Raw genomic sequence first — 24,461 nt, 5'->3', positions numbered from 1 at the left:
CTCGCGTCGTGACCGGATCCCGGGAGGATTCCCATGCCGTACTTCCAGAGCCCCGTCGATGGCACCCGGCTGCACTTCGTGGACTACGGACCGGCCGACGGCCCGGTGATCGTGTTCGTCAACGGCTCCTACTTCGATACCGGGATGTGGGAGTTCCAGACGCTCCCGCTCGCCGACGAGGGATTCCGCTGTGTCGGCCTCGACCGGCGGGGCCACGGCCGGTCGGACGACGTGTGGGGCGGCTTCGACCTCGACAGCCTGGCCGACGACGTCGACGGTCTGCTGCGCCACCTCGACCTGCGGGACGTGACCCTGGTCGGACACTCGGTCGGGGCCGCGGAGGTCGTGCGCTGCCTCACCCGGCATCGCGGCGCGCGCGTGTCCGGGGCGGCGCTGGTGGGAGGCGTGGTGCCGGGCGTCGTGCGCACCGCGGATCATGCGGCGGGCGTCGATCCGGCAGTCGTACGGGCCGGCAACGAGACCGTCCGCCGCGACCCGGCGGCCTTCTTCGCACGGGGAGCCGACGCCTTCTTCGCCCTCGGTCTGCCGGGCAACGACCTCTCCCCGGAGTACGTCCGCGGTGCGGTCGACCGCTGCCACGGAGCGACCGCGCGCGCCGGGGCGGCCCTCAGGGAGCTGGTCGCCACCCTGGACCTCGCTCCCGAGCTGCCGAAGATCGATCTCCCGGTGCTCGTCGTGCACGGCACCCACGACACGTCCGCGCCGCTCGCCCCGACCGGCCGCCGCGCGGCGGAACTGCTGCCCGACAGCACCCTCAAGGTCTACGAGAACGCGGGCCACGGCCTCTACGCCACCCACGCGGATCTGCTCACCGCGGATCTCCGGGAGTTCGCGCGCAAGCGCGTGAGCGCGTGAGCCGTGCTCCGGCCGACGAGTGACCCCGGTCGTCCGGAGTCACCGTTCAACCGGGGAGCCACCGCTCTCCGCCCCCGTTCGGGCCGGCCGGCGTTCGGGCCGACCCGCGCCGCGGCGGACCCGAACCGGGGCCGACCCGAGGTCGGGTCACGCGAACGCGTTCACCCCGGTCAGCTCCGCCGACAGCTCCCACAGCCGGGCGGCCTGGTCGGGGTCGATTGCGTACTCCCGTACGCCCGTCCGCTCGCCGTCCGCGGCAGTGACCTCGGCGATGTCGCAGTCCTCGCAGTACACGCCGCCCAGACCGGCCAGTTGCGGCGAGGTCGCGGCCCACACCTGGGTCGCGGCGCCCTGGGCGGGCGACTTGAAGGCCTCCGGGTTCAGCGGCACGCCGTTCTCGTCGATCCACCCGCGCTCCATCATCTCCTCCTTGGCGAGGTGACGCTGGAGCGGCGTGAGGATGCCGCCGGGGTGGAGGGCGAAGGCGCGCACGCCGGAGTCCCGGCCGAGCCGGTCGAGTTGGACGGCGAACAGGACGTTGGCGGTCTTCGCCTGCCCGTACGCCTCCCACTTGTCGTAGCCGGTGCGCCAGTGGACGTCGTCCCAGCGGATGCCCGAGTTGTGGTGGCCGGTCGAGGACACGGAGACGACCCGCGCGCCGCCGGGCTCGATCGCGGGCCAGAGCCGGTTGACGAGCGCGAAGTGGCCGAGGTGGTTGGTGGCGAACTGGGCTTCCCAGCCGGGCCCGACCCGGGTCTCCGGGCAGGCCATGATCCCGGCGTTGTCGATCATGATGTCGACGGTCCGGCCGGAGGCGAGGAACCGCTCGGCGAAGGCGCGGACGCTGTCGAGGTCGCCGAGGTCGAGCTCGTCCACCTCGACACCGTCGATGCCCGCCACCGCTTCCCGGGCCACGTCGGGGCGCCGTGCGGGGACGACGACGTGGGCGCCGGCCTCGGTGAGCGCCCGCGTCGTCTCCAGGCCGAGCCCCGAGTACCCGCCGGTGACGATCGCGAGCTTCCCGGAGAGGTCGATGCCCTGGAGGACGTCGTCGGCGGTGCTGCGGGCGCCGAACCCCGAGCCGATCTTGTGCTGTGCAGTGGTCATGCGACGACGTTACGGATTGGAGAGCACTCGAAGTCAACCGCGCGCCGGTCGGCCGCGGGACAGGGGAAAGGCCCCGACCGGACGGGGGAATCGCGGTCGGGGCCGTCTGTGGTGGGCACGGACGGCGGTCGCCTCGCGGCGAAAGGCTCCACAGGGCATCAGCCGAACGATCATCCCTGTGGGCGATGGTCGAGGCCCGGGGACACTGTCCCGTCCATACCCACGGCTGGTTTAACGGGGAACTACCGGCGGGTGTTCCCCCGGGACCAGGGCGGGAGCGGTGATGTGGGTCACCCCGGCCGTGGGCGGGAGAGGGCCGGCCGCGGCGGGCGCCCAGCGCTGGGTCCCGCGCCCCAGGAGCACCGTCCTCAGGGCCCTGCCGCGTGCGACGGAGGGGTCCTTTCCCGGGTCCAGGCCAACAGCTCGTCCGCGGTCCAGGTGGTGATCACACGCTCGGCGGGCACCCCGCACTCCTCCGCCCGCGCGCACCCGTGGATCTGCCAGTCGAGCTGACCGGGGGCGTGCGCGTCGGTGTCCACGGAGAACAGCACGCCCGCGTCGACCGCCCGGCGCACCAGCCGGCGCGGCGGGTCGAGCCGCTCCGGACGGCTGTTGATCTCCACGGCCGTACCGGATTCGGCGCAGGCCGCGAAGACGGCGTCCGCGTCGAACTCCGACTCGGGCCGTCGGCGCTCGGTGAGCAGCCGGCCCGTGCAGTGCCCCAGCACGTCCGCGAGCGGGTTGCGCACGGCGGCGATCATGCGCCGGGTCATCGACCGCGCGTCCATGCGCAGTTTGGAGTGCACCGACACGACCACGACATCCAGTTGGTCCAGCAGTTCGGGCTCCTGGTCGAGCGACCCGTCGTCGAGGATGTCGCACTCGATCCCCGTGAGCAGCCGGAACGGAGCCCACCGCCGATTGAGTTCCCCGACCACCGTCAGCTGTTCGCGCAGGCGCCCTGGGGACAGGCCCCGCGCGACGGTGAGCCGCGGCGAGTGGTCCGTGAGCACCGCCCACTCGTGCCCGAGCGAGGCCGCGGTCCGGCCCATCGCCTCGATCGGGCTGCCGCCGTCCGACCAGTCGGAGTGCAGGTGACAGTCGCCGCGCAGCAGCGCCCGCAGCGCATCGCCACCCTGGGCGAGCGGCTCCCCGGCCGTCGCCTCCAGCTTTTCCAGATAGCCGGGCACCCGGCCGTCGAGCGCCTCCCGCACGACCTGTGCCGTCTTCGGCCCGATGCCCTTCAGCGACTCCAGGGACCTGTCGGCCGCGCGTCGCTCGACCTCGGCACGAGAGAGCCCGGCCAGCAGGGACTCGGCGGTGCGGAAGGCCCGTACCCGATAGGTGGGGGCCCGGGACCGCTCCAGCAGGAACGCGATCCGGTCCAGGGCCTCGACGGGATCCATCGGCGCCACCTTCCACCAGCTCCGCGGGCCCTTCCAGACTCGCCCAGCCGCCGCGCGCCCGCACGGCGGGGCGGCTCACCCGGCTGGACGCGCGCCCCCGCCCACGTGCGGGAATCGATCTACGCTCTACTCATGACCGAAATCGCGAGCCCCCACATCTCCCAACCACGGATCCTGGTGCTCGGGGTACAGCCGGGCACGCCGCCGTTCCGGATCATGGAGATCGACGGCGAAGTGGTCTGCGAGGCGAGGGCCATCACCGACGTACTCGTGACGGCCGCCGCCTACGGGATCACCGTCCACGATCTCGACGACCCGGACGTGGTGCGCTGGGTGGGCGGCGACAAGTTCACGTGGCTGCCGCGCCACTAGCGGCGGCAGCACGGCACGGGCGGCAGCAGCGGCATCGGCACCGCGACCGGCATCGGTGGTGCTGCCGGGCGAGGGCCTGGGGGAGCGCGCGGACCTGAGGGTTCTGCGCCGGTGCGAGCTGTTTCAGGAGGAATGACCCCGCACCTCGGTAAAGATCATCAATTGTCGGGAACCGCGCATGGGTCCGCGATCACGAGGGCACGGTTGATCTTGCCGGGCGGGCAGCAGCCGCTCCGGCATCCCCCTCCGTCTCCTCGGGAGTCCTCATGTTCCGTGGCTTCGCCGTGCCCGCCTCCCTCCTGGCCTCGACCGCGCTCCTCGCCTCCGCGGCGGCGGGTACGGCCGCCGCGACCCCCTCGCTCTCCGTGTCGCTCCCGGCCTCCGCAGCTTCGCGGGCCGGGGACGTGTGCTTCTGGACAGCGGCCGGACAACACGGCTCGTCCTGGTGCTACACCCCACCCGGCTATACGGACGTCCCGGAGTTCCTGCACGACAAGGCCGCCTCCTTCCGGTCCAACGCCGACACCGCCGTGTACGCCATCGACTGGGGCCGCGGCACCTGTTACGCCCGGCTGATCCGGGCGCACGACCTGGCCGACAACTGGCCCTGGGGCGCCCGGCTGGACGGTGTCGCCGACACCACGATGGGCTGCGAGGTCGGCTGACCCGTGCGACTCCTTCGCGCGCTCTGCGCCGCCACGCTGGTGGTGCTCATGCTGGCGGGCTGCGCCACGACGCCCGCGCAGCGGACCGCGCCGCCGCTGCCCAGGACCGAGCGCGACCGGGACGACCTCATCGACGCCGCGCAGCAGGTACTCGTGGACCGCTGCCTGGCCCGGCAGGGGATCACTCCGCGCCACACCACGGACGGAGACGACCGCCGACTGCAGGGCGCCCTCTTCGGCCGCGGCCGGCCCGAGCTGGCCGTCACCCTCGCCACCGGCTACACCGTCACCGCCCACACGGACGGCTGTCTCGCCGCCGCCCAACGCGACCTGTACGGGGACCAGGAGCTCTGGTTCCGTACCCGGGTCGTGGTGAACAACCTGCGGGCCGAGGCCCAGCAGCGCATGAAGCGCGACACCGGTTTCCGTGCGGCGACGGCCCGCTGGACCCACTGCGCCACCCCGGCACACGGACCCCGCCCCGGCCGCCCCGACCCCGCCGTCTCCGAGCGCTGCGCCCGTGAGAGCGGCCTGACCCGGCTGCGTACGCGCCTGGAACCGGTCCTACTGGCCCGGGTCCGCGCCGAGCGGCGCGGGCCGTTGACCACCTACCGGCAGCTGCGCACCCGCGCACTGCACCGCGCGGCGGCGCTGTACGCCGAGCGGACCGTTCCCACAACCCGGAAGAAAGGCAGTACCTCTTCGTGATCACCAAGCGCCTCGCGCTCTCCGCCGCAGCGTCCCTGCTCGCCCTGACCGGCGGTCTGGCCCTGGCCGCTCCCGCCGGCGCGGCCGACTGCCCCAGCGGGAACTTCTGCGTCTGGGAGAACGCCAACTTCGACGGCCAGCGTGCCAACTGGTCGGGGGACGACGGCTGGTGGGAGAGCTGGATCGCCGACACCGACTCCTCGTGGGCCAACCACGGGCTGTCGGGACCGGGCGTCAAGGACCACGTGAAGGTCTACGAGAACGCCTGGCAGGGCGGCGCCATGACCATCTGTCTCGGTCCCGGCGAGGAGGTCGGCTACAACGCCGTGGCGAACGACCGCGGCGACTCGCACACCTGGTCCATGGGCTGCTGACCGGCCGCCGACCCGCGCTGTCCGCCCGCGGTACGAGGCCGTGGGCGGACACCCGGCGGTGTGTACGCCCCGGGTGCTGAAGTCGGAGACACAACCGGGGGTCATGCAGGGGGACATCTGTCGGGGGGACATGTACGGGGGGTCCGGCGGGGGCGCGAACCCCCACCGGACCCCCCGTCCCCCCGTCCCCCGAGGTGGACTGTCAGCTCACGGACCACTTCTGGTTGGCGGCGCCCGAGCACGTCCAGATCTGCAGCCGGGTGCCGTTGGCCGAGCTGTTGCCCGTCGCGTCCAGGCACTTGTTGGCCTGCGGATTCACGATGTCGTGGGCCGCGCTGACGGCCCACTTCTGGTTGGGCCCGCCGGTGCAGTCCCACAGCTGGACGGTCGAGCCGTCCGCCGTACCGCCGCTGGTGACGTCCAGGCACTTGCCCAGTGCGCGGATCGTGCCGTCGGAGGAGACCGTCCACTGCTGGGCCGCGGTGCCGTTGCAGTCGTAGAGCTGTACGGGTGTGCCGTTGGCCGCGCTCGCCCCGGCCACGTCCACGCACTTGCCGGCGAGACCGGTGATCGGCCGTCCGGTGGACCCCGAACCGTCGCTCGTCGTCACCTTCACCTCGTCCACCACCAACTGCTGGGGGAAGACGGTGGAACCGTCCGGGTCGCCCGGCCAGTAGCCGCCGACCGCCAGGTTGAGGATCATGAAGAACGGCTTGTTGAACACCCAGGTCCTGCCACCCAGATCGGCGGGCGTACGCCGCTGGTAGACGTTGCCGTCCACCGACCAGGTGATCGAGTCGGGGGCCCAGTCGATGGCGAAGGTGTGGAAGGCGTCGGCGAAGGCCTGGCCGCCCGGCAGGGTGTAGCCGGCGCCGATGCCCCCGGATCCCGAGTACCCGGGCCCGTGGATGGTGCCGTGCACGGTCGAGGGCTCGAAGCCGACGTTCTCCATGATGTCGATCTCGCCCGAGTCCGGCCAGTTGACCGGTGTGCCGAGCATCCAGAAGGCGGGCCACATGCCCTGCCCGCGCGGGATCTTCATCCGCGCCTCGACATGGCCGTAGGTGCCGGTGAACTTCCCGGACGTGTTCATCCGGGCCGAGGTGTACTCACAACGCCCGTACCAGCATTGGTAGTTACCCGGGTTTTCCCGACGAGCGGTGATCACCAGGTGGCCCTGGCCGTCCAGCTTCGCGTTGTTGTTGCCGGACGTGTAGTACTGCCGCTCGTGGTTGTTGACGTTGTCGCCGGTCTCGACCTGCCACTTCGAGGAGTCGACGCCGGCGCCGGAGGGACCGTCGAACGTGTCGGAGAAGGTGGTGACGGCCGCGACCGCCGTCGGGGGATCCGCCTGGGCGGGTACGACGGCGGCCGCGGTGACGAGCGCTGCGGACAGCACTCCCAAGAGGCATCTGCGGAGCAGGCGTGGGGAGTTCAAGACTCTCCCTTCCGTACGGTGCCCCGGGGAAGGGGGCGCCGACTGAGGTGGGGGGTGCGTGCTTCGCCTCTTGATTTAAGGAGTGAGGTAAGGGGGTGTCAATACTTTGGTCCGGACCAGCGCTTCGGGTTCGGTTCAGGCCTCCTGGGAGTCGCGCCGGTTGCGGAAGCGACGGCGTGGGTGCACGGCCCGGCCCATCCGCCGCCCCAGCAGCAGATAACCCACCAGCGCGCCGGTGGTGTTGAGGATGACGTCGTCGATGTCGAAGGCCCGCCCGGTGATGAACGCACCCTGGGCCAGTTCCACGAGCAGCATCACCGCCGCGGTGAGCAGCACCACGCGCAGAATCCCGCGGGTGCGGGGCACGAGGACCGGCAGCAGTACGCCGAACGGCACACCGAGCAGGATGTTCCCGCCGATCTGCTTCACGGCGTCACGCAACGCCGGCTGGTCGAGGTAGGCGCGCAGGGACCGGCCGGGGTGCAGGTTGGTGTGGATCAGCGCCTTCGACGCCGGGGACGGCTCCAGGGTCAGCCGGGCCAGGGCGACCGCGAACCCCACCATGGCCACGAACGCCAGCAGCATGATCAGCAGCCGGACCAGCAGCGGGAGCGACCTGCGCTGCTCCTTGGCCGGTGCCGTGCGCGCGACCCGGGCCGGTTTCTTCGGACGGCGACGGAAGACCTTCGCCCTGTCCCCGGACGGTGTCTTGCGCTTGCCCTGTGCGGACGCCTTTCCCTTGTCCTGCGGGCGGCCGGATTTCCCGGCACGCGTGCCCAACGCCGTACGGATCACTCGATCCTCCACGTTTCAACATTTCTCTGGTCGAAGGCTGTTACCCGCAATGCCGTGCACCACTCCCGTGTCAGGTGCCGTAGGTGACGGTCACGTCGGTGAAGCCGAGGGAGTGCAGCAGGCCGTCGAGCATGCTGGTGGTGTTCTGCTCGGCCCGTGCCGTCAGACGGCTGTCCTTGGCGGCGTCACCGATGTGTTTCGCCGCGAGTTTCTGCACGGACCGCTCGCTGTTCGGGTTGTCGGAGAAGAAGTCGCCGAGCCGGTCCAGCAGACCGCGCTGCTTGGAGACGGCGTACGAGCGGTCGGGGTCGAGGGCAGGCTTGCCGAGCACCGCGTGCGGCAGCCGCAGAGTGGCCGAGGTGCGGTCGGAGTTGACCGTCACGTCGTTCTTCGCGAGCTTCCCGAGGTCGACATACGCGTCGACCGTACCGGCGCCGACGTACAGCGTGCGGGACCCGCGGATGGCGTCGGGCAGGAACTTCGCGTCCTTCTCCAGGTCCACGACCACCTGGAAGTTGCCCGAAGCGGCGTCGTAGCGGCTCATGTCCTGGATCGACTGCAGGAGCGTGGGCCCGGAGCGGTCGTGCGTCTCCGTGCCGAACAGATCGCGCAGCCCCGGGAGAACGGCCAGCCGCAGCCCGGCGAACAGCACCACGAGCACCAGTACCACGGCGGTGATCACCTTGGCCCACACGGGCATGCGCTTGATGGACGTCGTCATGTCGACGGCCCTCCTTCCTGCTCCCCGGATGCCCGCCAATCCCGTTGATAGACCCTTCCGTTGTTGGGCCGATGTCAGTGCAGGGGGCACGGGTTTCCGTGGCGGGGCGGGGATAGGGCCAGGGCAGGATGGTCGAGCAACCTGCCCCTGTGCCCGTCCCTGCCCACGCCCTCGCGGTGAGCGGTGAGCGGTGCGCCGACGGAGCGCGGTGCCCACCTGGCGTACGCCGTCGGTCCGCCCGCACGTAGCGTGCTCCGGGGCGCACGCGGCGACTGCCGGACCGCAGGAGGCGGCCGCCGGACCATACGCGCGGTCTCCGGACCGCACGCGCCGGTCGCCGTACTACACGCGCCGGTCGCCCGACGGGCGCGACCACCAGACTCCCTCCCCGTGGGTGAGGCCCGGCAGCCGCAGCTCGATCTCCCGCACCCGCCGGGCCGGCAGTTCGCCGGTGACCAGCCAGGAGGTTCGTCCGCCGGTGGTCTCCCCGAACTCCGCTTCCAGCGCGGCGAGTCGCGCGGTCACAGGGGCGAGCGCGTCGAGCGGGACCTCCACTTCGAAGGTGTGACAGGGCTCGTACACCCGCGTCCCCGCCCGCTCCAGCGCGCGCAGCAGCACGATGGGGGTGAGGCCCCGGAAGTCGGCGGCCGTGCTGAGCGGCGCGACGAATCCGGAGCGGATCAGGGTGACCCGATAGTCCGTCACCGGCCGGTCGTGCGGACCGGTGAGCAGGGTCGCGTGGACGGTGTCCTCGATCGCCTGATGGAAGGCGCGGGGAAGGGCGCCGAGTTCGGTCTCGTACGTGAACACTCCGCCCGAACCGAGCGGTCCCGGCCCGATGCGCAGGCCCACGGTCGCCCAGAACCCGAGGTGACCGTGGCGCTGGATCTCCTCGCACGCCTCACCGGTGCCGTCCGGCCGCTCCAGGAACCGCACCCGGCTCGGTTCGAACTCCGCCTCGATGCCGAAGTCGTGGGCGAGTGTGGCCGCCAGGACTTCCAGCTGGACCTCTCCGTAGAGGAGCAGCGAGGTGGCGCCGGACGGGGTGGGGCGGGCCCCCAGCAGCGGGTCCTGGTCGGCCAGGGCGAGCAGTGCCGCGCGCAGCGGGGCCGCCTGATGCGGATGCTTCGCCCGGACCTCCGTCTCCAGCGTCGGTGCGGCGAACCGCGGCGCGCGGTCGGTGGCGTCGCCGAGCCGGTCGCCGACACGGACACCGTGCACGCCCCGGAGCGCGGCGATGTCGCCCGGGGTGAGGGCGACCGCCCCGGGCCTCCCGACGACTTCCAGTTCACGGGCGCGGCCGGGTACCGGGCAGGTGCGGCCGTTGGCCTCGCGCCGCACGAACGTGAGCCGCTGACGGGGCGTCACCCGGCCCGCGTACAGGCGCAGATAGGCGGTGCGCTCACCGCCGGGACCGGGCCGTACGGCGAAGACCGTGCCGCGGGGCCGGCCGGAGTCGGGGGCCTCCGGCCGTGGCACCGTCCGGACCAGTGCCTCGACGAGCTCGGGAACACCCTGGCCGCCCAGGGCGGATCCGAAGAGGACCGGATGGAGGGAGCCGTCGGCGGTGCGCGCGGCGAGGGCGGCGTCCAGTGCGTCCGGCGTCGGCGCGGGACCGTCCACGAGCCCGGCGAGCACGTCCTCGTCCACCTCCGCGAGCGTGCCGATCGCCGCCTCGTCCAGCGGACGCGGCACGACACGGGCGTGGGGTCCGCCGATGTCGCGCACCCCGGTGAGCGGGACGACGTACGGGGTGAGACGGCGCCGGACGTCGTCGAGGAGCGCCTCCTCCCGTGCCCCCGTCCGGTCGATCTTGTTGACGAACACGAGCGTGGGCAGCCGGAGTCGTCGCAGGGTCCTCATGAGCACCCGGGTCTGCGCCTGGACGCCCTCCACGGCGGAGAGCAGCAGCACGGCGCCGTCCAGGACCTCCAGGGCCCGCTCGACCTCGGCGATGAAGTCGGAGTGCCCGGGGGTGTCGATCAGGTTGATCTGGACGTCCCCGGCGGTGAAGGCGGCGACGGCCGAGCGGATGGTGATTCCGCGCCGGCGCTCGATCTCGCCGTCGTCGGTGCGGGTGTCGCCCGCGTCGACACTGCCGAGCCGGTCGAGGGCGCCGCCGTCGAACAGCAGCCGCTCGGTGAGGCTGGTCTTACCGGCGTCGACGTGGGCCAGAATGCCGATGTTCAGGGTGTGCATGTGTGGTCGAGTCCTCGGGAGCGGTCGTCCGGCAGGGGCGCTGAGACGTTCCGAGGAATCGGCACATGTCGTTCTCCCGAGGGTGGGGGTGCGGGCTGGGTCATCATGGCGTGCGGCCGGTGACCGTGCGCAACCGGTTTTCCCCCGGTGGGGCACCCGGCCGGGGCCCAGTACGATGAAGCACGCATCCCGGGTCGATCATGCCAGCCGGCGGCGCACCCGGTTCGATCTTGCGAGGAGCGGTCGTGCGTGACATCGCCGTGTTCAGCGGTAGTGCCCATCCCGAGCTGGCGGCAGAGGTCTGCGCGCATCTCGGCGTGCCCCTCAGCCCGACCCGGGTCAGCCGGTTCGCCAACGACTGCCTGGAGGTGCAGCTCCAGGCCAACTGCCGTGAGCGCGACGTGTTCCTCGTGCAGCCGCTCGTCACCCCGGTGCAGGAGCACCTGGTGGAGCTGCTGATGATGTGCGACGCGGCCAGGGGGGCGTCCGCCGGGCGGATCACCGTGGTCATGCCGCATTATTCGTACGCGCGTTCGGACAAAAAGGACATGCCGCGGATCTCCATGGGCGGTCGGCTGGTGGCCGACCTGCTGGTGGCGGCCGGGGCGAGCCGGGTGCTGGCGATGACGCTGCACTCCCCGCAGGTCCACGGATTCTTCTCGGTGCCGGTCGACCATCTGCACGCGCTGCGCGAGCTGGCCGTGCACTTCCGCAGGCACGACCTCTCCCGTACGACGGTGGTGTCGCCGGACCTGGGCAACGCGAAGGAGGCGGCGGCCTTCGCGCGGCTGATCGGTGCCCAGGTGGCGGCCGGTGCCAAGCAGCGGTTCGCGGACGACCGGGTGAGCATCAGCTCCGTCATCGGCGAGATCGCCGGCCGCGATGTCATCGTGCTCGACGACGAGATCGCCAAGGGCAGCACCGTTCTCGAACTGCTCGAGCGGTTGCGGGAGTTGGGGCCGCGCTCGATCCGGGTCGCCTGCACCCACGGGTTGTTCGCGGCGGGTGCGCTCAAACGGCTCAGCGAGCAGGAGGACGTGCTGGAGATCGTGTGCACCAACACCGTGCCCGTGCCGCACGAGGAGCACACCGAGAAACTGAGCATCCTGTCCATCGCCCCGGCCCTCGCGGAGGCCGTGCGGCGCATTCACAACGGTGAGTCCGTCAGCGCCCTGTTCGACGCGCCGCCGAGCGAATAGGCAAGCAGGGAGCGGGACTTACCGATCGGTGCAGAATGAGCCGGGGAGGCTCGTCAGCTAGCTTCAGTCATCAAGTCGGTTCAGGCCCCGGGTGAACTCGCCGTTGTCGACCAGGCCCGCAGGCAACCATCCGACTCCATGCTCCTGCTCACCGGGTGAGTGTCCGGGCGGAAGCGCCCGTCTCAACCGCGTTCTCCTGGCACACTGCCGGGCGTCACAGCTCTAGAGGTCGAGCTGGTACTCGTAGGTGACGTGCGTGGGTCGGTAGCCGAGCGTGTCATTGACCCGACGGATGCGCGGGTTGTTGTCGGCGGTGTCCGTGAGCAGGCCGTCGAGCAGTGGGTGCCGCTCCCGGGCGTGCCGAACGGACGCGGCCTTCATCAAACGGCTCAGGCCGTGCCCGCGGTGCTCGGGGAGGACGGCGGTCCCGTAGTGCTGGGCGTCTCCGGTGCCGTCGCCGGGGATGGCCAGTTCGGTGTATCCGGCGATGGAGTCGTCCGCCTCGGCGATGGCGACGACGGTGTGCAGCAGGCTGCCCTGATTCTCGACAGCCGCCACGGCGGCCCGGACGCGTTCCAGGTCCCAGGGCACCGCGCTGAAGTCGACACCGCCGGTGGGCGTGTCGTTCATGGCGTGACGCGACGCCACGAACGTCTGGGCGAGTGCGTCCGGGACCATCCCCTCCCAGGACGCGAGCCGGTACCCGGGAGGCGGCTCTTCGATGATCACGGTCAATGCGGCGATGTCCGCGTCGCGCAGGGGCAGCCGGGCCGAGATCAGGGTCAGGACCTTGTGGAAGTCCCGGGCAGTCAGGAACCACTCGCCGGGGGCGCCGGCCCGGACGTGGCTGATGATGCGCCGCCGGTCGTGTTCGCGTGCGGCGGCCGTCGCCGCGTCCAGGAGACGGAAGCCGGTGTCCTCCTGCCGCTCCTGCGGGTGGATGTGCAGGTGCAGCTCGGCGAGGTGGTGTTGTCCCGCCCGGGTGAACAGGCGAAGGAATGCCGACCCGACCGGAGTTCCGTCGGTACCCGATGCCAGCCACGCCAGCCGGCGGCTGGAAGGGCTGACTTCTGGGTCGATCAGCGCGGTGATGCGGGCGGACATGTCGTCTCCGTGGCGAGAGGTGGCGTCAGGGCTCGGCGTGCACGCACCCGGACGATGGCGCACCGGGCCCTGGCACGTCAGTGCGCGGGGCGCGCCGCAGCGCGCAGTTTCCGCCAGGTGCGACTGACGGAGGCCGGGCCGGGTCGCGCGTCCCCGGAGGCACTGGCGTCCCAGGTGCGTGCGGCCTCGGCGAAGGACTCCTGCGTCGGCGAGGTCTCCGTCGCCGCGGGTTCGGCCGGTCGTCCCGACTGCCGGACGCGGGCCGCGCGTCGGAGGTCCTGCGAGGAGATGGTGTCGAGCTGTGCCCGGACGTGATCGAGCAGCGTGGCGCAGGCGTCGGCGATCGCGGCGTCGCCCAGAGGGCGTGCCGGCAGGTCGAGGCCTTCGGCCAACCGCTCTTCCAGGGTCGACCTCAGATCCCGCAGGGAGACGTCGCGGATGGTCAGTGAGAGGTGGGCGGACAGTCCCGCGGCTCCCACCGCCCGATGCGCGAACGCCCGGGGGATGTAGAGCACGCTGCCGGGGTTCAGGACACTTTGCAGCAGCCGTGGGGAGCGCTCGTCGCCCGGGAGCTCGCCCAGCGACCAGTCCGCCGCCGTCGGCGCGTCGTGCACGTACCAGGTCTTGCTTCCGGCTGCTTGGAGGACGAACACGTCGGCGTCGTCGCGGTGCACCGCGAGCCCCTGACCGCCCACGGGGGTGACGAAGAAGAATGCTTCGACGCGCCGGCCGGTCTCCTCCGACAGCCGGGCCACGAGGCTGCGGGTGGCGGGATGCCATTGGTCGACGCGCCGCAGCAGCAGTGTCGCGCCGGTCCGCAGGAGGGAGAGGACCTTGGCGCGGTCGGCGAAGCCGTGATGCGTGGTGCCGTGGACCACCCGTGCGGTGGTGTAGGCGTCGGCCGGGACAACCACCTTGTCGGAGCGGACCATCTCGAGGTAAGGGGTCCGCAGGAGCCCGCTCTCGAAGGCGGTGTCCAGGTCGCTGAGGTCGAACGGCGAGCTGAGCCTGTCCGAGGTGAAGACCGCGGGCTGGCGTTGCCACTGCCGGCGGGCGAAGGTCTCGATGTCGCCGACCCAGTCGGCCAGCGTGGGCGATTTCATGGTGCTTCCGTCGGTGTTGAGGTCCCCGTCGGTACGCGAGGCTGAGGGCGCGGACCTGCGTGTCGGCCTTGCGGCGGACGGTGGCAGGTCAGGGCGCGCTCGCTGATGCCGCGACTTCCGCTTCGAACCGGACGGACAGCAGGGAGCGCAGCGGAATGTGTGTCTGCTGCTGGGGGCTGTGGATGGTGAGCTGGTTGTCGAGGGCGACGTGCAGCAGGCGTTCGGCCAGGGGTACGACCAGGTGTTTGGCCCAGCACCGAGCACCGTCGAAACCGAACGGCATGAAGGCGGGCGTTTTCTCCGGATCCTCGACCCCGTTCCATCGCTCCGGACGGAACTCCAGCGGGTCGGACCAGTAGTCCGGATCGCGATGCATCAGCAGGGGGAAGAGCGCGATGTTGTCCTGGGGACGGATGTCGGGGTGCAGTCCGTCGTACACGTCCCCGCCGCCGCGGAACAGCATCCACGCGGGCGGGAGCACCCGCAGGGTCTCCCACAGAACGGCCGTGTGCTCGGTTCGAGGCACTTCGTGCCTTTCCGGGCCCATGAGCCACAGGGCGTTCGCGACCAACGCGGCCACCCCGTCGGACAAGGTGGCCGTCGCCCGCCGGTAGAGCGCGATGGCCTGCCTCCGGTTCTGGGTATCCGAAGCGTCGTGAATCTGCTCGGCCAGCATGGTCCCCTCGCTCTCGCCGCCGGATCTCGGCCAGACCGTGACGGCACGGTCGACGATCCGGGAAAGCAGGTCCGAACGGGTGACGCCGCGGTGCGACAACAGCGAGACCGGCAGGGGGTCGGACGAGAAGAGCCATGTACGCAGATACGAGGTGGCGGCGTAGGGCCACTCGCCCGACAGCTGGTGCGCCGGCGGAGGGGGAGTACGGACACCCGCCATGACGTCCCGGCCCAATGCGTGGATGGACCGTGTGGCACTGTCGTGGTGGATGTCGGCTCCCGCGGCGGGCTTGAAGACCGAACGCTCCGACGCCAGTACCGGGCGCGCGGCGACGACAGCGGAGATCAGAGGGAAATCGGATATGCCCACCGTGGTGTCGTCGATCCGGAAGACCTTCGTGTCTTTCGTCAACAGATCCTGAATCTGCGGATCGTATCCAACGCGGTAGTCGCGAGCCGCCGCGACCGTGGTCACCGGTTTCGGTTCTTCCATGGGAAATCCGCCTCCTTTGGGGTGGCGATGAAATACGTTCTCTGTGTCGCGCAGAGAAATACTGGCGTGGGGTGGCAAGGACCGTCGCTCGCCCCAGTGGTCCGGCGGCTGGAATCGGCCGTGGCTGCCGCAGGCGCGCACCGCTCAACATCGAGGACCCGCTGAAGGTTCAGATCTCCGGGCGCCACCGAAGGCGTCCGGAGCCGTGGCCCGGACGCCTTCGGTGGCAGCGCATCAGATGACGTGGTAGGGCCACGCGTTGCCGGCCAGGTTGTCGGCCGGCTTGAACTTCTTCACGAGCGCCTGGATCATCTTCATGGTTATTCCTTTTCTCGGTGCGTGGGCACAGCGGATCGAGGTGCCTGCACCGTTTTCTCCATTCGGCATTCCGGACCGGAGGCCGAGCGATCCCATGAAAGCCCGAGCGGAGTCCGAAAGCGACTGGTCCTGATGTCTCCCTGACGCGAAGCAGTCCCTTCTTAACGGCGCCACCGGCTTGGTTTTTGACCTGTGCGTCGGAGCCATGAGGTCGCTGACTTCTCGTCCACTGTTCGGGAGTGCCTGGTTTGCGAGCCGAGCCCGTTCCAACCCGACTGTGACCGGGGCGAGTTGGGGGTATACCGAGCGCGGGAAGGGATGAGGATCCTGCTGAATGGGTTCTCGACCAAGATCACCCCATGCGCCCGGTGCTTCGGATGCTGGTCGCGCGCCCAGTGACGGTTCCGGGGAGGGCTGAACCTGACGCGCAGTCGGGTCGCAACGGCCGTCGTCCGGGTGGTGTTGAATGTGGCGCCATGAGCGAGAGTGGACGTGCGGCGAGCCGGACGGCGGTGCTGGTCTGCCAGGGGCGGGCGGCCGCGAACGGGAGGGCTGCCACCGGCCGGTTCGCGGACCCGGTGGCGGAACGGCTGCTGCGCGCCGCGGAACGTACGCCCGTGGACGAGGTGCGCGCGAACACTCCGCCGAAGGGCTGGCGGGAGCGCACCGTGTACGAGAGTGTGCGGGCGTGCGCCGAGGTGGTCGTGCCGCGGACGGTCGCGATCGACGAGGCACTGCGCGCCCGCGTGACCGGTCAGCTCGTGATCCTCGGAGCCGGTCTGGACACGCGCGCGTGGCGGCTGACCGAACTCGCGCGTACGGACGTGTGGGAGGTCGACCATCCGGCCTCCCAGCAGGACAAGCGCGCCCGTCTCGCCGAGGCCGCGCCGGTCCTCGGGGAACCGGGGGAGAGCAGTCGCCCCGCGGCCGAGCTGTCGGCCACCGCCCGCTCCGTGCGGTTCACGCCGGTCGATCTCGCCGTCGATGATCTCGGTGCGGCGTTGGAGGCCGCCGGGCACGACCCCTCCGCGCCGACGACATGGCTGTGGGAGGGCGTCGTCCCGTACCTCACGCGCGACGAGGTGCGCGCCACGGTGGCCGCGCTCGCCGCCCGGACGGTCCCGGGCAGCGCACTCGTCGTCAACTACCAGGCGCCGTCGGCGAGGGCGACCGCAGGCCGGCTGCTGGCCCGCTTGCTCGGCGGTTCCGTCACCTCGGGCGAGCCGTGGCGCTCGCTGTGGACGCCGCAGCGGATGGCCGCGCTGCTCGCGGAGTACGGCCTGCGAGTGGTGTCGGACGACAACCTGCTCGCCGTCGCACACACCCTCGGCAGCCCGGCCCGCGGGCGGAGGTCCCTGCAGTCGGGGCGCGTGGCCGTCGCGGAGAGCCACCGACGCGAGGACGTGAGCTGACCCGGCACCGTGGCCGGGAGGCGGACTTCGTTGTGCTCGCGCCAAGAGGCTTGTCGTCCACCCGGGACGGGGCACGGGGTCGGCGGGGCCGCCGTCACAAGGTGCCCGACGCCGCCTCCGGCTGACCGAGCGCCTCGTCGAGCGACGCCGAGGGTGGCAGGAGATGGTCCAGGCCGGTCACCGTCAGCATGCGCAGTGTCAGCGGACGGTCGCAGACCAGGTGCAGGCTTCCGCCCCGGGCGAGGACCCGGCTCCTGGCCCGGTACAGCAGGCGCAGCCCCGAGCAGTCGAAGAACTCGACGGGCCGCAGGTCGATGACGACCTGCGGCTCCGGTCGGCCGGTGGCCGAGTCCAGGTACGGGGTGATCGCCAGGGCGGTGAGGATGTCGATCTCTCCGTGGAGCTCCAGCACCGTGTGGCCCCGGTCCCGGTGGACGCGCAGATGCCGGTGCGGCGGCGCGGGGTCGTGGGTCACGACGACATCGCCTCCAACCGGCCGCTCAACCACTCCTGTGACGGGGGCAGGCCCACAACTCCGGCCCCTGCTCTGCAAGTTACCCTCGTTGGAGTGAATTTCAGCATGTTCGATTGACATATGTCTTCGATTTGGGCGACGAGTCCTTCAGTCGTCTGCTCGGTGCGTGCGTCGGGCGGTGGCCGACCGGCCCGTGCGGAGGGAACGCGGGGCTTGGGCACGGCGTGATGATCGCGCCGTGCCCAAGAGTTCCGCGTCAGTCGACCAGCAGCACCAGCTTGCCCGTGGTCCGGCCGGTCTCTCCGAGCGTGTGCGCCTCGGCGGCGTCGGCCAGCGGGAACGCGCCGGCGACCGTCGCGTGCAGCAGACCCTTGTCGACGAGGTCCGCGATCGCCCGCATGCCCGCGTGGTCGGCCTCCACCAGCATCCGCGCCGCCCGTACGCCCAGCCGCGCGGCCTCCTCGTACAGCTCCTCCGAGCCCACCGGCAGGATCGACACCACGATCCCGCCCTCGCGCAGCACCCTCAGCGACTGGAAGGTGTTGTCGTCGCCGATCGTGTCGAGGACCACGTCGACGTCCCGGACGGCCTCGGTGAAGTCGGTCTCCCGGTAGTCGATCACCTCGTCCGCGCCCAGCTTGCGCAGGTACTCGTGCTTGCCCGCGCTCGCCGTGCCGATCACGTACGCGCCCCGTGCCTTGGCGATCTGCACGGCCACATGCCCGACACCGCCGGCGGCCGCGTGGATCAGTACGCGCTGCCCCGGCCGCACGTCGGCCGTGTCGACGAGTGCCTGCCAGGCGGTGAGCGAGACCAGCGGCAGGGCGCCGGCCTCCGTGTGGTCGATGCCGGCCGGCTTGCGTGCGAAGGAACGCGCGGGAGCGGTCACGTACTCGGCGTGCGAGCCGTGGCCGAACGGGTAGGGCACCATGCCGAAGACCTCGTCGCCCGGCGCGTGGACGGTGACGCCGATCCCGACGGCCTCCACCACACCGGACACGTCCCAGCCCAGGACGAAGGGCGGCTGTCCCAGGAACATGCCCGTCGCCCGGTGCTTCCAGTCGGTCGGGTTGACCCCGGCCGCCCGCACCCGCACCAGTACCTCGCTGGGCCCGGGAACCGGGCGCTCCACTTCCACTTCCTTGAGGACCTCGGGTCCGCCGAGAACGTCCTGACTGATCGCGCGCATCGTGTTCTTAGTACTCATGACTCACAGCCTGCCGGGGTCGGACGCTCCGTGAAATGGCACGATTGCCAATCTCCGATAGGATCGTGCCATGCGGCATGTGGAGAGAGTGGTCGTTCTGGCGCTCGACGGCGTCTACCCCTTCGAGCTCGGCATCCCCAGCCGGATCCTCGGTGCGGCGGACGGCCGGTACGAGGTGTTGACCTGCACCGTCGACGGGAAGCCGGTGCGCAGCAACGCGGACTTCTCGATCACCGTCGAGCACGGGCCCGAGGTGCTGCGCACGGCGGACACGGTGGTGATCCCGGCCATCACGCCCTCGAGCGTCACCGCGGAGCTTCCCGCCGAGGTCACCGCCGCGCTCGCGCTCATCCGGCCGGGCACCCGTCTCGTCTCCATCTGCACCGGCGCGTTCGTGCTGGCGGCGGCCGGGCTCCTGGAGGGCCGGCGGGCGACCACGCACTGGCAGCTCGCCGAGCAGTTCCGCGACATGTACCCCGGCGTGGACCTGGATCCGGACGTCCTCTTCGTGGACGACGGCACAGTCCTCACGTCCGCGGGTGCCGCCTCCGGGGTCGACATCTGCCTGCACATCCTGCGCAAGGACCACGGCAGCGAGCTGGCCAACAGTGTGGCCCGGCGCTGTGTGGTGCCGCCCTGGCGCGACGGTGGTCAGGCCCAGTACATCGAGCAGCCCGTTCCCGACCCCGTGGCGACCAGCACGGCCGCGACCCGGGTGTGGGCACTGGCCCGTCTGGGTGACCCGCTGACCCTGACCGACCTCGCCGGTCACGCCCGGATGAGTCTGCGCACCTTCGCGCGGCGTTTCCACGACGAGGTGGGCCTCAGTCCCGGCCGCTGGCTCATCCAGCAGCGCGTCACCCGGGCCCGCCATCTGCTGGAGGCCAGCGAACTCTCGGTCGACCAGATCGCCGGCGAGGTCGGCTTCGCCACCGGCACCTCCCTGCGCCAGCACCTGCACGCGGCGATCGGGGTCTCGCCGCAGACCTACCGGCGTACGTTCCACGCGGCGGCGCGTTGACCTGACCGCCGCACGGTCTGCGCCGCCGCGGCTGCGCGCAGCCGGTGCGGCGGAGTGGCCGAGCTTCGTGCCGCACGCGGGAATCGTCCTCGCCCGGCGGACGGCGAGGAGCCTGCCGTGCGTGGCCGGCTGCTCGGACACCGGGTTTCCCTTGCCACAGCGGCAGAACGCCGACGCCCCTGGACGGCCGGGTCTCACAACAGGTGCGTGACCGGGGCGAGTTGGGAATGAAACCGCAGTGCCCGCACGTTGACGACCGCCGACCGGCTCTCCTACCCAGGGAAGAAGGCAGGCCCGTGACGTCCTCGCCGACCACCATGCGCGCCGTCCAGCTCTCCGCCCCCGGCCCCGTGGACAACCTGCGGCTGACCACACTCCCGCTGCCGCCCCGGCGGGACGGCTGGGTACGCATCCGCGTCGAGGCGTTCGGCCTCAACCGCTCGGAGCTGAAGCTTCGACTGGGTGTGAGCGTGGGCGTCAGCTTTCCCCGGGTGCCGGGTATCGAGGCCGTCGGCACCGTGGACGCGGCTCCGGCCGGCAGTGGGCTGGTGGTCGGACAGAAGGTCGTCGCGATGATGGGCGACATGGGGCGCACCTACGACGGCGGCTATGCCGAGTACACGTCCGTGCCGCTGTCGCAGGTCATCCCCGTCGACACCGACCTGCACTGGGAGTTGCTGGGCGCCCTGCCGGAGATGGTGCAGACGGCCTACGGCTCGCTCACCGTCGGTCTGGACCTGAAGCCCGGTCAGTCCGTGCTGATCCGCGGCGGTACCTCCTCGGTGGGTCTGGCGGCCGCCGCGCTGGCCACCTGGCGTGGCGCGACGGTGCTGTCCACCACCCGACGGGCCGATCGCCTGGGCGCGCTGAAGGAGCACGGTGTCGACCACCCGCTGCTCGACACCGGCGAGGTCGCGCCCGCCGTGCGCGAGCTGTACCCGGACGGCGTCGACACCGCCCTCGATCTCGTCGGCACGCCGACCCTGCCCGACACTCTGCGCGCGGTGCGCGTGCACGGCACGGCCTGCTTCGGCGGCAGCCTCTCCAACCAGTGGACGGTGCGGGACTTCTCCCCGAACGAGTACCTGCCGAAGGGGGTGCGCCTGACGGGCTACTTCGGCGACGCCGCCGACCTGCCTCGGGAGGCCTTCCAGGAGATCCTCGACGCGGTCGCGGTAGGCCGGCTGACCTTCCCCGTGGACCGCGTCTACGACGGACTGGAGCAGGTGCCACAGGCCCACGACGACATGGAGCACGACCGCGCCACCGGCAAACTCGTCGTCCGCGTCCGGCACTAGGACCCGGGCCAAGGGTTGACCGCACTCACCGCGCCCGCGCCGGCGGGCGTGCGGCACAGCGCCGGTCACCCGGCCGTCGGGCGACCGCCGTGCCGGCGCTCGGGAACATCGGCGGCGCGCCGCCGGCGGACCCTCGTGATCAGGATTCCGCGGGCCGGGCGGCCAGGATTCCGCTGAGCAGACCGGTGGACTGGCCTACCTCGATGAGGTGGCCGTCGGGGTCGCGCAGGTAGCAGCGGAGCTCGGACGCACGATCGAGGGGCTCGGTCAGGAACTGCGCGCCCTTCGAGACGGCGTGCGCGTGGAAGGCCGCCATGTCGGCGACGCGTACGTTCAGGAAGCCGGACACCCGCTCGCTGCTCTGCGGTACCTCCAGTGTGACGCCCGGCTTGTCCGGGGTGGGCCCGCCGCCGGGGTTCATGATGATCCAGCTGTTCGCCACCTTGACGATCGCCGGGTTCTCCTCCATCACGACCTCACCGCCGAAGACATCGGCGTAGAAACGTCGCGAGACCGCGACGTCGCTCACGGTCACGAAGTAGGTGAGGAGGAGACCGTGCTCAGGCACGGGGAGTCCACCGGGAGAGGTCATCGGATCCGTACCTCCAGGACCGGAGGGTCGTGCCGCGTCCGGCAGCGTCTTCGCCGCCTCGAGCCGCGCCTCCGTCCCCGTACGACTGCCGCTCTCATGAATGTGCGCTGAGTCCCTGTCGGACACCGTGTGGCACCTTCCCGTAAATCGACTGCGTCACAGGGCTGCCGCGCCCGCCTCATCGGCGCGGTCGCACGGCAAGTCCTGTGACCGTTCCATGGGTTGACCGGGTATGCCGTGCATCTGTGACACCCAGAACCAGGGCCTGCTCGTCGAACTCGCCGAGCAGGCCCGGCAGCAACTGAGGGGGTTCTACGGCCCGGTGGGCCGCGGCAACTGTGTGCCGTCGACGTACAGGTCGACGTGTTCGTTGTAGAACGCCGTCATGCCCGCGACGCGGTTGGCCTGGATCGTGGGGAAGTCGTACATCCAGGCGATGTCGTCGTGGGTGGCGACGTCGCTGTCGAACGACCAGTAGCTGCTGGTGGTTCCCTTGTACGGGCAGTGGGTCACCGTGCCGGAGCGGCGCAGCCGGGTCCAGTCGACGTGCTCGCGGTCGACGTAGTACCGGGTCGGCAGGCCGGTCTCGAACAGCTTCACGCAGTTCGGCGCGTCCGCGAGTATGACGCCGTCCAACTCCACGCGGACACTGCTGGACGAGCGCAGCGCGTCCACCCGGGAGTAGGGGCTGCGCGGGTGGACGAAGACCGGCTCGTCCTCCTCGAACCAGGAGTCCAGCGCCTTCCATTCGAAACGGACGGTGCCGCGCAGGGACTCCGGAGCGTCCTCGTCCCAGACCCACGCCGCGCCCTCGCGGACCTCGGACCCGGTACGCAGGGAGTGACGCCGTGCGGGCCCGGCGCCCAGCACTTCGACGTGGTCGTCGTCCGTCAGCACACCCTCGACCAAGTCCTCGACCGGGATGCTGAACTGGGGATAGGCAAGCCACTCCCACACGTACAGGGCGCGTCGGGTGTCGAAGACGGTGCGGCCACCGATCAGCCCGCGGATGCGCCGCGGTACGGGCTCCACGTGTCCGATCGGGGCGATCAGGCGTGGGTGCAGCACGCTTTCCTCAGCCATCGTTGTTCTCCTCGGTCCACTCGATACACGTGCGCCCTCGGTGCGGGGGCGTTTCAGGTCTCCGTCGGCGCGGACACGGGGGTGTGCCGCTGACGGCGTGGATGCGGCCCCCGCGACGCGAGGTGACCGGCCACCCGGGATGCGGCCGCCGCCGCATCCGCCGTGCGGTGCGGAGGCGGCCTTCGCGGGAAGCGGGGCTCCGGCATCAGAACCGCCCAGGTGCGGGGCTACTGCTGCTGCGCGACCCAGTCGGCGAAACGCACCTTGCCGAGGCGGACGTCGGGGCCGGGGAGCAGGGTGGTGTCCTGCAGCTGGGCGCCGAAATACGGAGCCTTGGGGTCCGCCACGACCGTACGGGGGTCGTTCTTGGCGGCGAGGCCCTTGCTGATCAGCTCGTCCAGCCGGAACGTGTCGGGACCGGCCACCTCGACCACGCCGTCGACCGGTGCGCCGACGGCGGTGGCGCCCACGGTGGCGGCGACGTCGTCTGAGTGGACGGGCTGGATCCTGACCGGGGCGAGATGCACCGTGTGGCCCTGGGTGGCCGACTCCGCGATGCCCTTCATGAACTCGAAGAACTGCGTGGCGTGAACGATGGAGTAGGGAATCCCGGACTCCTTGATCAGCTCCTCCTGTACCTGCTTGGCACGGAAGTAGCCGCTCTCCTGCAGGCGTTCGGTACCGACCACGGACAGCGCGACATGGTGGGTCACGCCGGCCTCCTTCTCGGCCTTCAGGAGGTTCGTGGTCGAGGTACGGAAGAACTCCATGACGTCGTCGTCCGCGAACGAGGGGGAGTTGGAGACGTCCACCACCACCTGGGCTCCGCGCAGGACCTCGGCCACGCCCTCACCCGTCAGCGTGTTCACACCACTGTTGGGAGACGCCGGCACCGCCTCGTGGCCGTGCTCGGCGAGCTTGCTCACCAGCTTCGAGCCGATGAGCCCGGTTCCGCCAATGACTACAACCTTCATGATGGGGTCCTCTCGGATAGGTGCCACTGTGCATCACGCCGCGGTCGCCGAGGTGGTCCGCCCGGACAAGGGCTCGTCCGCACAAGGTGACAACGGCTGTACCGACTAAGACAGGACAGTGGCGGTCCCTGTGACACCGCACGCGGAGTGCCGCTCAGTGCTGCTGAGGGGAGTGGAGCCGGCGCGTTCTGTCACCGCACGACATGCCGCCGACCACGCGGAACCGGGCACGGCCAGGGCCTGACCCGTGTCACAGAACCACGGCCCGCCCGGTCATCACGAGGAAACAGTCGTGGGAGCCGGAGGCGTGGCCTCGTGTCCGGTGGACGGTGTGCCGCCCATGGCTCCGCGGATGACCTACGGAAGGTGCGACCAGTGTCGGACAAGGATGCAGCGAACGTTCACGACCACGGACACGGCGGACACGGACACGGGAACGGCGAGGACGGCCCGAGCTGGACGCGGGCGGCGAGGATGCTGCAGGACGCGTCGCCGATCACCGTCCCCGAAGGTGCCTCGGCGATGACGATCCACGTCGAATGGGAGCCCGGCGACCCGGGAACCCCTCCGCACCGCCACTCGGGCCCGGCGTTCGGATACGTCGTCGAGGGGGCGGTCCGCTTCGAGCTCGAAGGTGAGCCCGAGCGCGTCGTCGAGGCCGGCGGTACGTTCTGGGAGCCGGGCGGCGACGCCATCCACTACCAGGACGGCAACGCGCTGTCCGACGCCCGCACCAGCTTCGTGGTGACCATGCTGTGCGCGCCGGGCAGGCCCATGCTCGAACTGGTCGACGAGGAGGAGCTCGCCCAGCGCGCCCACCTGCGGGCCCCGCGCCCCACCGCCTGA

General features: G+C 71.0%; 25 protein-coding genes. 10 read left to right on the top strand and 15 right to left on the bottom strand.

Annotated features, from left to right (window positions below; genetic code table 11):
• Nucleotides 1-33 precede the first annotated feature (33 nt).
• Nucleotides 34-876: an alpha/beta fold hydrolase gene (locus tag OG199_RS06250; protein WP_405828444.1), complete on the top strand. Its 843-nt coding sequence runs from the start codon at nt 34-36 to the stop codon at nt 874-876.
• Between the two features lie 147 nt (nt 877-1,023).
• Here OG199_RS06250 and OG199_RS06245 read toward each other — a convergent pair whose 3' ends face one another.
• Nucleotides 1,024-1,983 (bottom strand): SDR family NAD(P)-dependent oxidoreductase, encoded by a 960-nt coding sequence (locus OG199_RS06245; protein ID WP_356800219.1) that lies wholly within the window; start codon nt 1,981-1,983, stop codon nt 1,024-1,026.
• Nucleotides 1,984-2,351: 368 nt separating this feature from the next.
• Complete coding sequence (locus OG199_RS06240; RefSeq protein ID WP_405828442.1) at nt 2,352-3,389, bottom strand: PHP domain-containing protein; 1,038 nt, start codon at nt 3,387-3,389, stop codon at nt 2,352-2,354.
• A 132-nt stretch (nt 3,390-3,521) separates the two neighbouring features.
• On the opposite strand from OG199_RS06240, the gene OG199_RS06235 reads away from it, so the two are divergent.
• The 4 genes from OG199_RS06235 (at nt 3,522) to OG199_RS06220 (ending at nt 5,508) form a co-directional block, all read left to right on the top strand.
• Complete coding sequence (locus OG199_RS06235) at nt 3,522-3,761, top strand: hypothetical protein (protein WP_148011937.1); 240 nt, start codon at nt 3,522-3,524, stop codon at nt 3,759-3,761.
• A 266-nt stretch (nt 3,762-4,027) separates the two neighbouring features.
• Nucleotides 4,028-4,426 (top strand): hypothetical protein, encoded by a 399-nt coding sequence (locus tag OG199_RS06230; protein WP_356800217.1) that lies wholly within the window; start codon nt 4,028-4,030, stop codon nt 4,424-4,426.
• 3 nt (nt 4,427-4,429) lie between these two features.
• Nucleotides 4,430-5,134: a hypothetical protein gene (locus OG199_RS06225; RefSeq protein ID WP_401807705.1), complete on the top strand. Its 705-nt coding sequence runs from the start codon at nt 4,430-4,432 to the stop codon at nt 5,132-5,134.
• Entirely contained in the window at nt 5,131-5,508 is a 378-nt protein-coding gene (locus OG199_RS06220) for a peptidase inhibitor family I36 protein (RefSeq protein WP_401807703.1), read from the top strand. Before OG199_RS06225 ends, OG199_RS06220 begins: the two co-directional genes overlap by 4 nt.
• A gap of 202 nt (nt 5,509-5,710) precedes the next feature.
• Here the strand turns inward: OG199_RS06220 and OG199_RS06215 are convergent, their stop codons facing one another.
• From OG199_RS06215 to otr(A), 4 genes are all read right to left on the bottom strand, one after another.
• Nucleotides 5,711-6,946 (bottom strand): ricin-type beta-trefoil lectin domain protein, encoded by a 1,236-nt coding sequence (locus OG199_RS06215; RefSeq protein ID WP_405828439.1) that lies wholly within the window; start codon nt 6,944-6,946, stop codon nt 5,711-5,713.
• Nucleotides 6,947-7,081: 135 nt separating this feature from the next.
• A complete protein-coding gene (locus tag OG199_RS06210) occupies nt 7,082-7,753 on the bottom strand; it encodes a VanZ family protein (RefSeq protein ID WP_356800213.1) in 672 nt (223 codons plus the stop codon).
• Between the two features lie 58 nt (nt 7,754-7,811).
• Nucleotides 7,812-8,462 (bottom strand): DUF4230 domain-containing protein, encoded by a 651-nt coding sequence (locus OG199_RS06205; RefSeq protein ID WP_356800212.1) that lies wholly within the window; start codon nt 8,460-8,462, stop codon nt 7,812-7,814.
• A 342-nt stretch (nt 8,463-8,804) separates the two neighbouring features.
• Nucleotides 8,805-10,661 (bottom strand): tetracycline resistance ribosomal protection protein Otr(A), encoded by a 1,857-nt coding sequence (gene otr(A), locus OG199_RS06200; protein ID WP_401807700.1) that lies wholly within the window; start codon nt 10,659-10,661, stop codon nt 8,805-8,807.
• A 245-nt stretch (nt 10,662-10,906) separates the two neighbouring features.
• On the opposite strand from otr(A), the gene OG199_RS06195 reads away from it, so the two are divergent.
• The gene (locus tag OG199_RS06195; RefSeq protein WP_356800210.1) at nt 10,907-11,860 is read left to right on the top strand and encodes a ribose-phosphate pyrophosphokinase; all 954 of its coding nucleotides are present in this window, start codon (nt 10,907-10,909) and stop codon (nt 11,858-11,860) included.
• Between the two features lie 222 nt (nt 11,861-12,082).
• Here the strand turns inward: OG199_RS06195 and OG199_RS06190 are convergent, their stop codons facing one another.
• The 4 genes from OG199_RS06190 to OG199_RS06175 form a co-directional block, all read right to left on the bottom strand.
• Nucleotides 12,083-12,964 (bottom strand): GNAT family N-acetyltransferase, encoded by an 882-nt coding sequence (locus OG199_RS06190; RefSeq protein WP_405828436.1) that lies wholly within the window; start codon nt 12,962-12,964, stop codon nt 12,083-12,085.
• A 77-nt stretch (nt 12,965-13,041) separates the two neighbouring features.
• Nucleotides 13,042-14,067: a JmjC domain-containing protein gene (locus OG199_RS06185; RefSeq protein WP_405828434.1), complete on the bottom strand. Its 1,026-nt coding sequence runs from the start codon at nt 14,065-14,067 to the stop codon at nt 13,042-13,044.
• 88 nt (nt 14,068-14,155) lie between these two features.
• Nucleotides 14,156-15,235, bottom strand: coding sequence for a cytochrome P450 (locus OG199_RS06180; protein WP_405828432.1), 1,080 nt, complete (start codon nt 15,233-15,235; stop codon nt 14,156-14,158).
• A 234-nt stretch (nt 15,236-15,469) separates the two neighbouring features.
• Nucleotides 15,470-15,649: a hypothetical protein gene (locus tag OG199_RS06175; protein ID WP_356800206.1), complete on the bottom strand. Its 180-nt coding sequence runs from the start codon at nt 15,647-15,649 to the stop codon at nt 15,470-15,472.
• Between the two features lie 380 nt (nt 15,650-16,029).
• Here OG199_RS06175 and OG199_RS06170 point away from each other — a divergent pair, with 380 nt between their 5' ends.
• The gene (locus tag OG199_RS06170) at nt 16,030-16,965 is read left to right on the top strand and encodes a class I SAM-dependent methyltransferase (RefSeq protein WP_356800205.1); all 936 of its coding nucleotides are present in this window, start codon (nt 16,030-16,032) and stop codon (nt 16,963-16,965) included.
• Between the two features lie 94 nt (nt 16,966-17,059).
• On the opposite strand, the gene OG199_RS06165 is transcribed toward OG199_RS06170, so the two are convergent.
• Both OG199_RS06165 and OG199_RS06160 read right to left on the bottom strand, forming a co-directional pair.
• On the bottom strand, nt 17,060-17,440 hold the full coding sequence (locus OG199_RS06165) for an anti-sigma factor antagonist (protein WP_356800204.1): 381 nt from the start codon (nt 17,438-17,440) through the stop codon (nt 17,060-17,062).
• A 256-nt stretch (nt 17,441-17,696) separates the two neighbouring features.
• Nucleotides 17,697-18,647 carry an NADP-dependent oxidoreductase gene (locus OG199_RS06160; RefSeq protein ID WP_401807686.1) on the bottom strand — a complete coding sequence of 317 codons (951 nt, stop codon included), beginning with the start codon at nt 18,645-18,647 and terminating at the stop codon, nt 17,697-17,699.
• Between the two features lie 70 nt (nt 18,648-18,717).
• Here OG199_RS06160 and OG199_RS06155 point away from each other — a divergent pair, with 70 nt between their 5' ends.
• A complete protein-coding gene (locus OG199_RS06155) occupies nt 18,718-19,668 on the top strand; it encodes a GlxA family transcriptional regulator (protein WP_401807683.1) in 951 nt (316 codons plus the stop codon).
• 317 nt (nt 19,669-19,985) lie between these two features.
• Nucleotides 19,986-20,966, top strand: coding sequence for a zinc-binding dehydrogenase (locus OG199_RS06150; protein WP_405834449.1), 981 nt, complete (start codon nt 19,986-19,988; stop codon nt 20,964-20,966).
• 139 nt (nt 20,967-21,105) lie between these two features.
• On the opposite strand, the gene OG199_RS06145 is transcribed toward OG199_RS06150, so the two are convergent.
• The 3 genes from OG199_RS06145 to OG199_RS06135 form a co-directional block, all read right to left on the bottom strand.
• The gene (locus tag OG199_RS06145; RefSeq protein ID WP_356800201.1) at nt 21,106-21,558 is read right to left on the bottom strand and encodes a VOC family protein; all 453 of its coding nucleotides are present in this window, start codon (nt 21,556-21,558) and stop codon (nt 21,106-21,108) included.
• A gap of 312 nt (nt 21,559-21,870) precedes the next feature.
• Nucleotides 21,871-22,641, bottom strand: a complete 771-nt coding sequence (locus OG199_RS06140) for a DUF427 domain-containing protein (RefSeq protein ID WP_405828428.1) — start codon at nt 22,639-22,641, stop codon at nt 21,871-21,873.
• Nucleotides 22,642-22,868: 227 nt separating this feature from the next.
• Nucleotides 22,869-23,615, bottom strand: coding sequence for an SDR family oxidoreductase (locus OG199_RS06135; RefSeq protein WP_356800199.1), 747 nt, complete (start codon nt 23,613-23,615; stop codon nt 22,869-22,871).
• Between the two features lie 474 nt (nt 23,616-24,089).
• Here OG199_RS06135 and OG199_RS06130 point away from each other — a divergent pair, with 474 nt between their 5' ends.
• Nucleotides 24,090-24,461, top strand: a complete 372-nt coding sequence (locus tag OG199_RS06130; protein ID WP_356800240.1) for a cupin domain-containing protein — start codon at nt 24,090-24,092, stop codon at nt 24,459-24,461.

The sequence above is a fragment of the Streptomyces sp. NBC_01176 genome, from assembly GCF_045039825.1.
In the GTDB taxonomy this organism is placed as follows: Bacteria; Actinomycetota; Actinomycetes; order Streptomycetales; family Streptomycetaceae; genus Streptomyces.
Note: the sequence above shows the minus strand (reverse complement) of the source record. Positions and strands in the feature narration are given on the sequence as shown.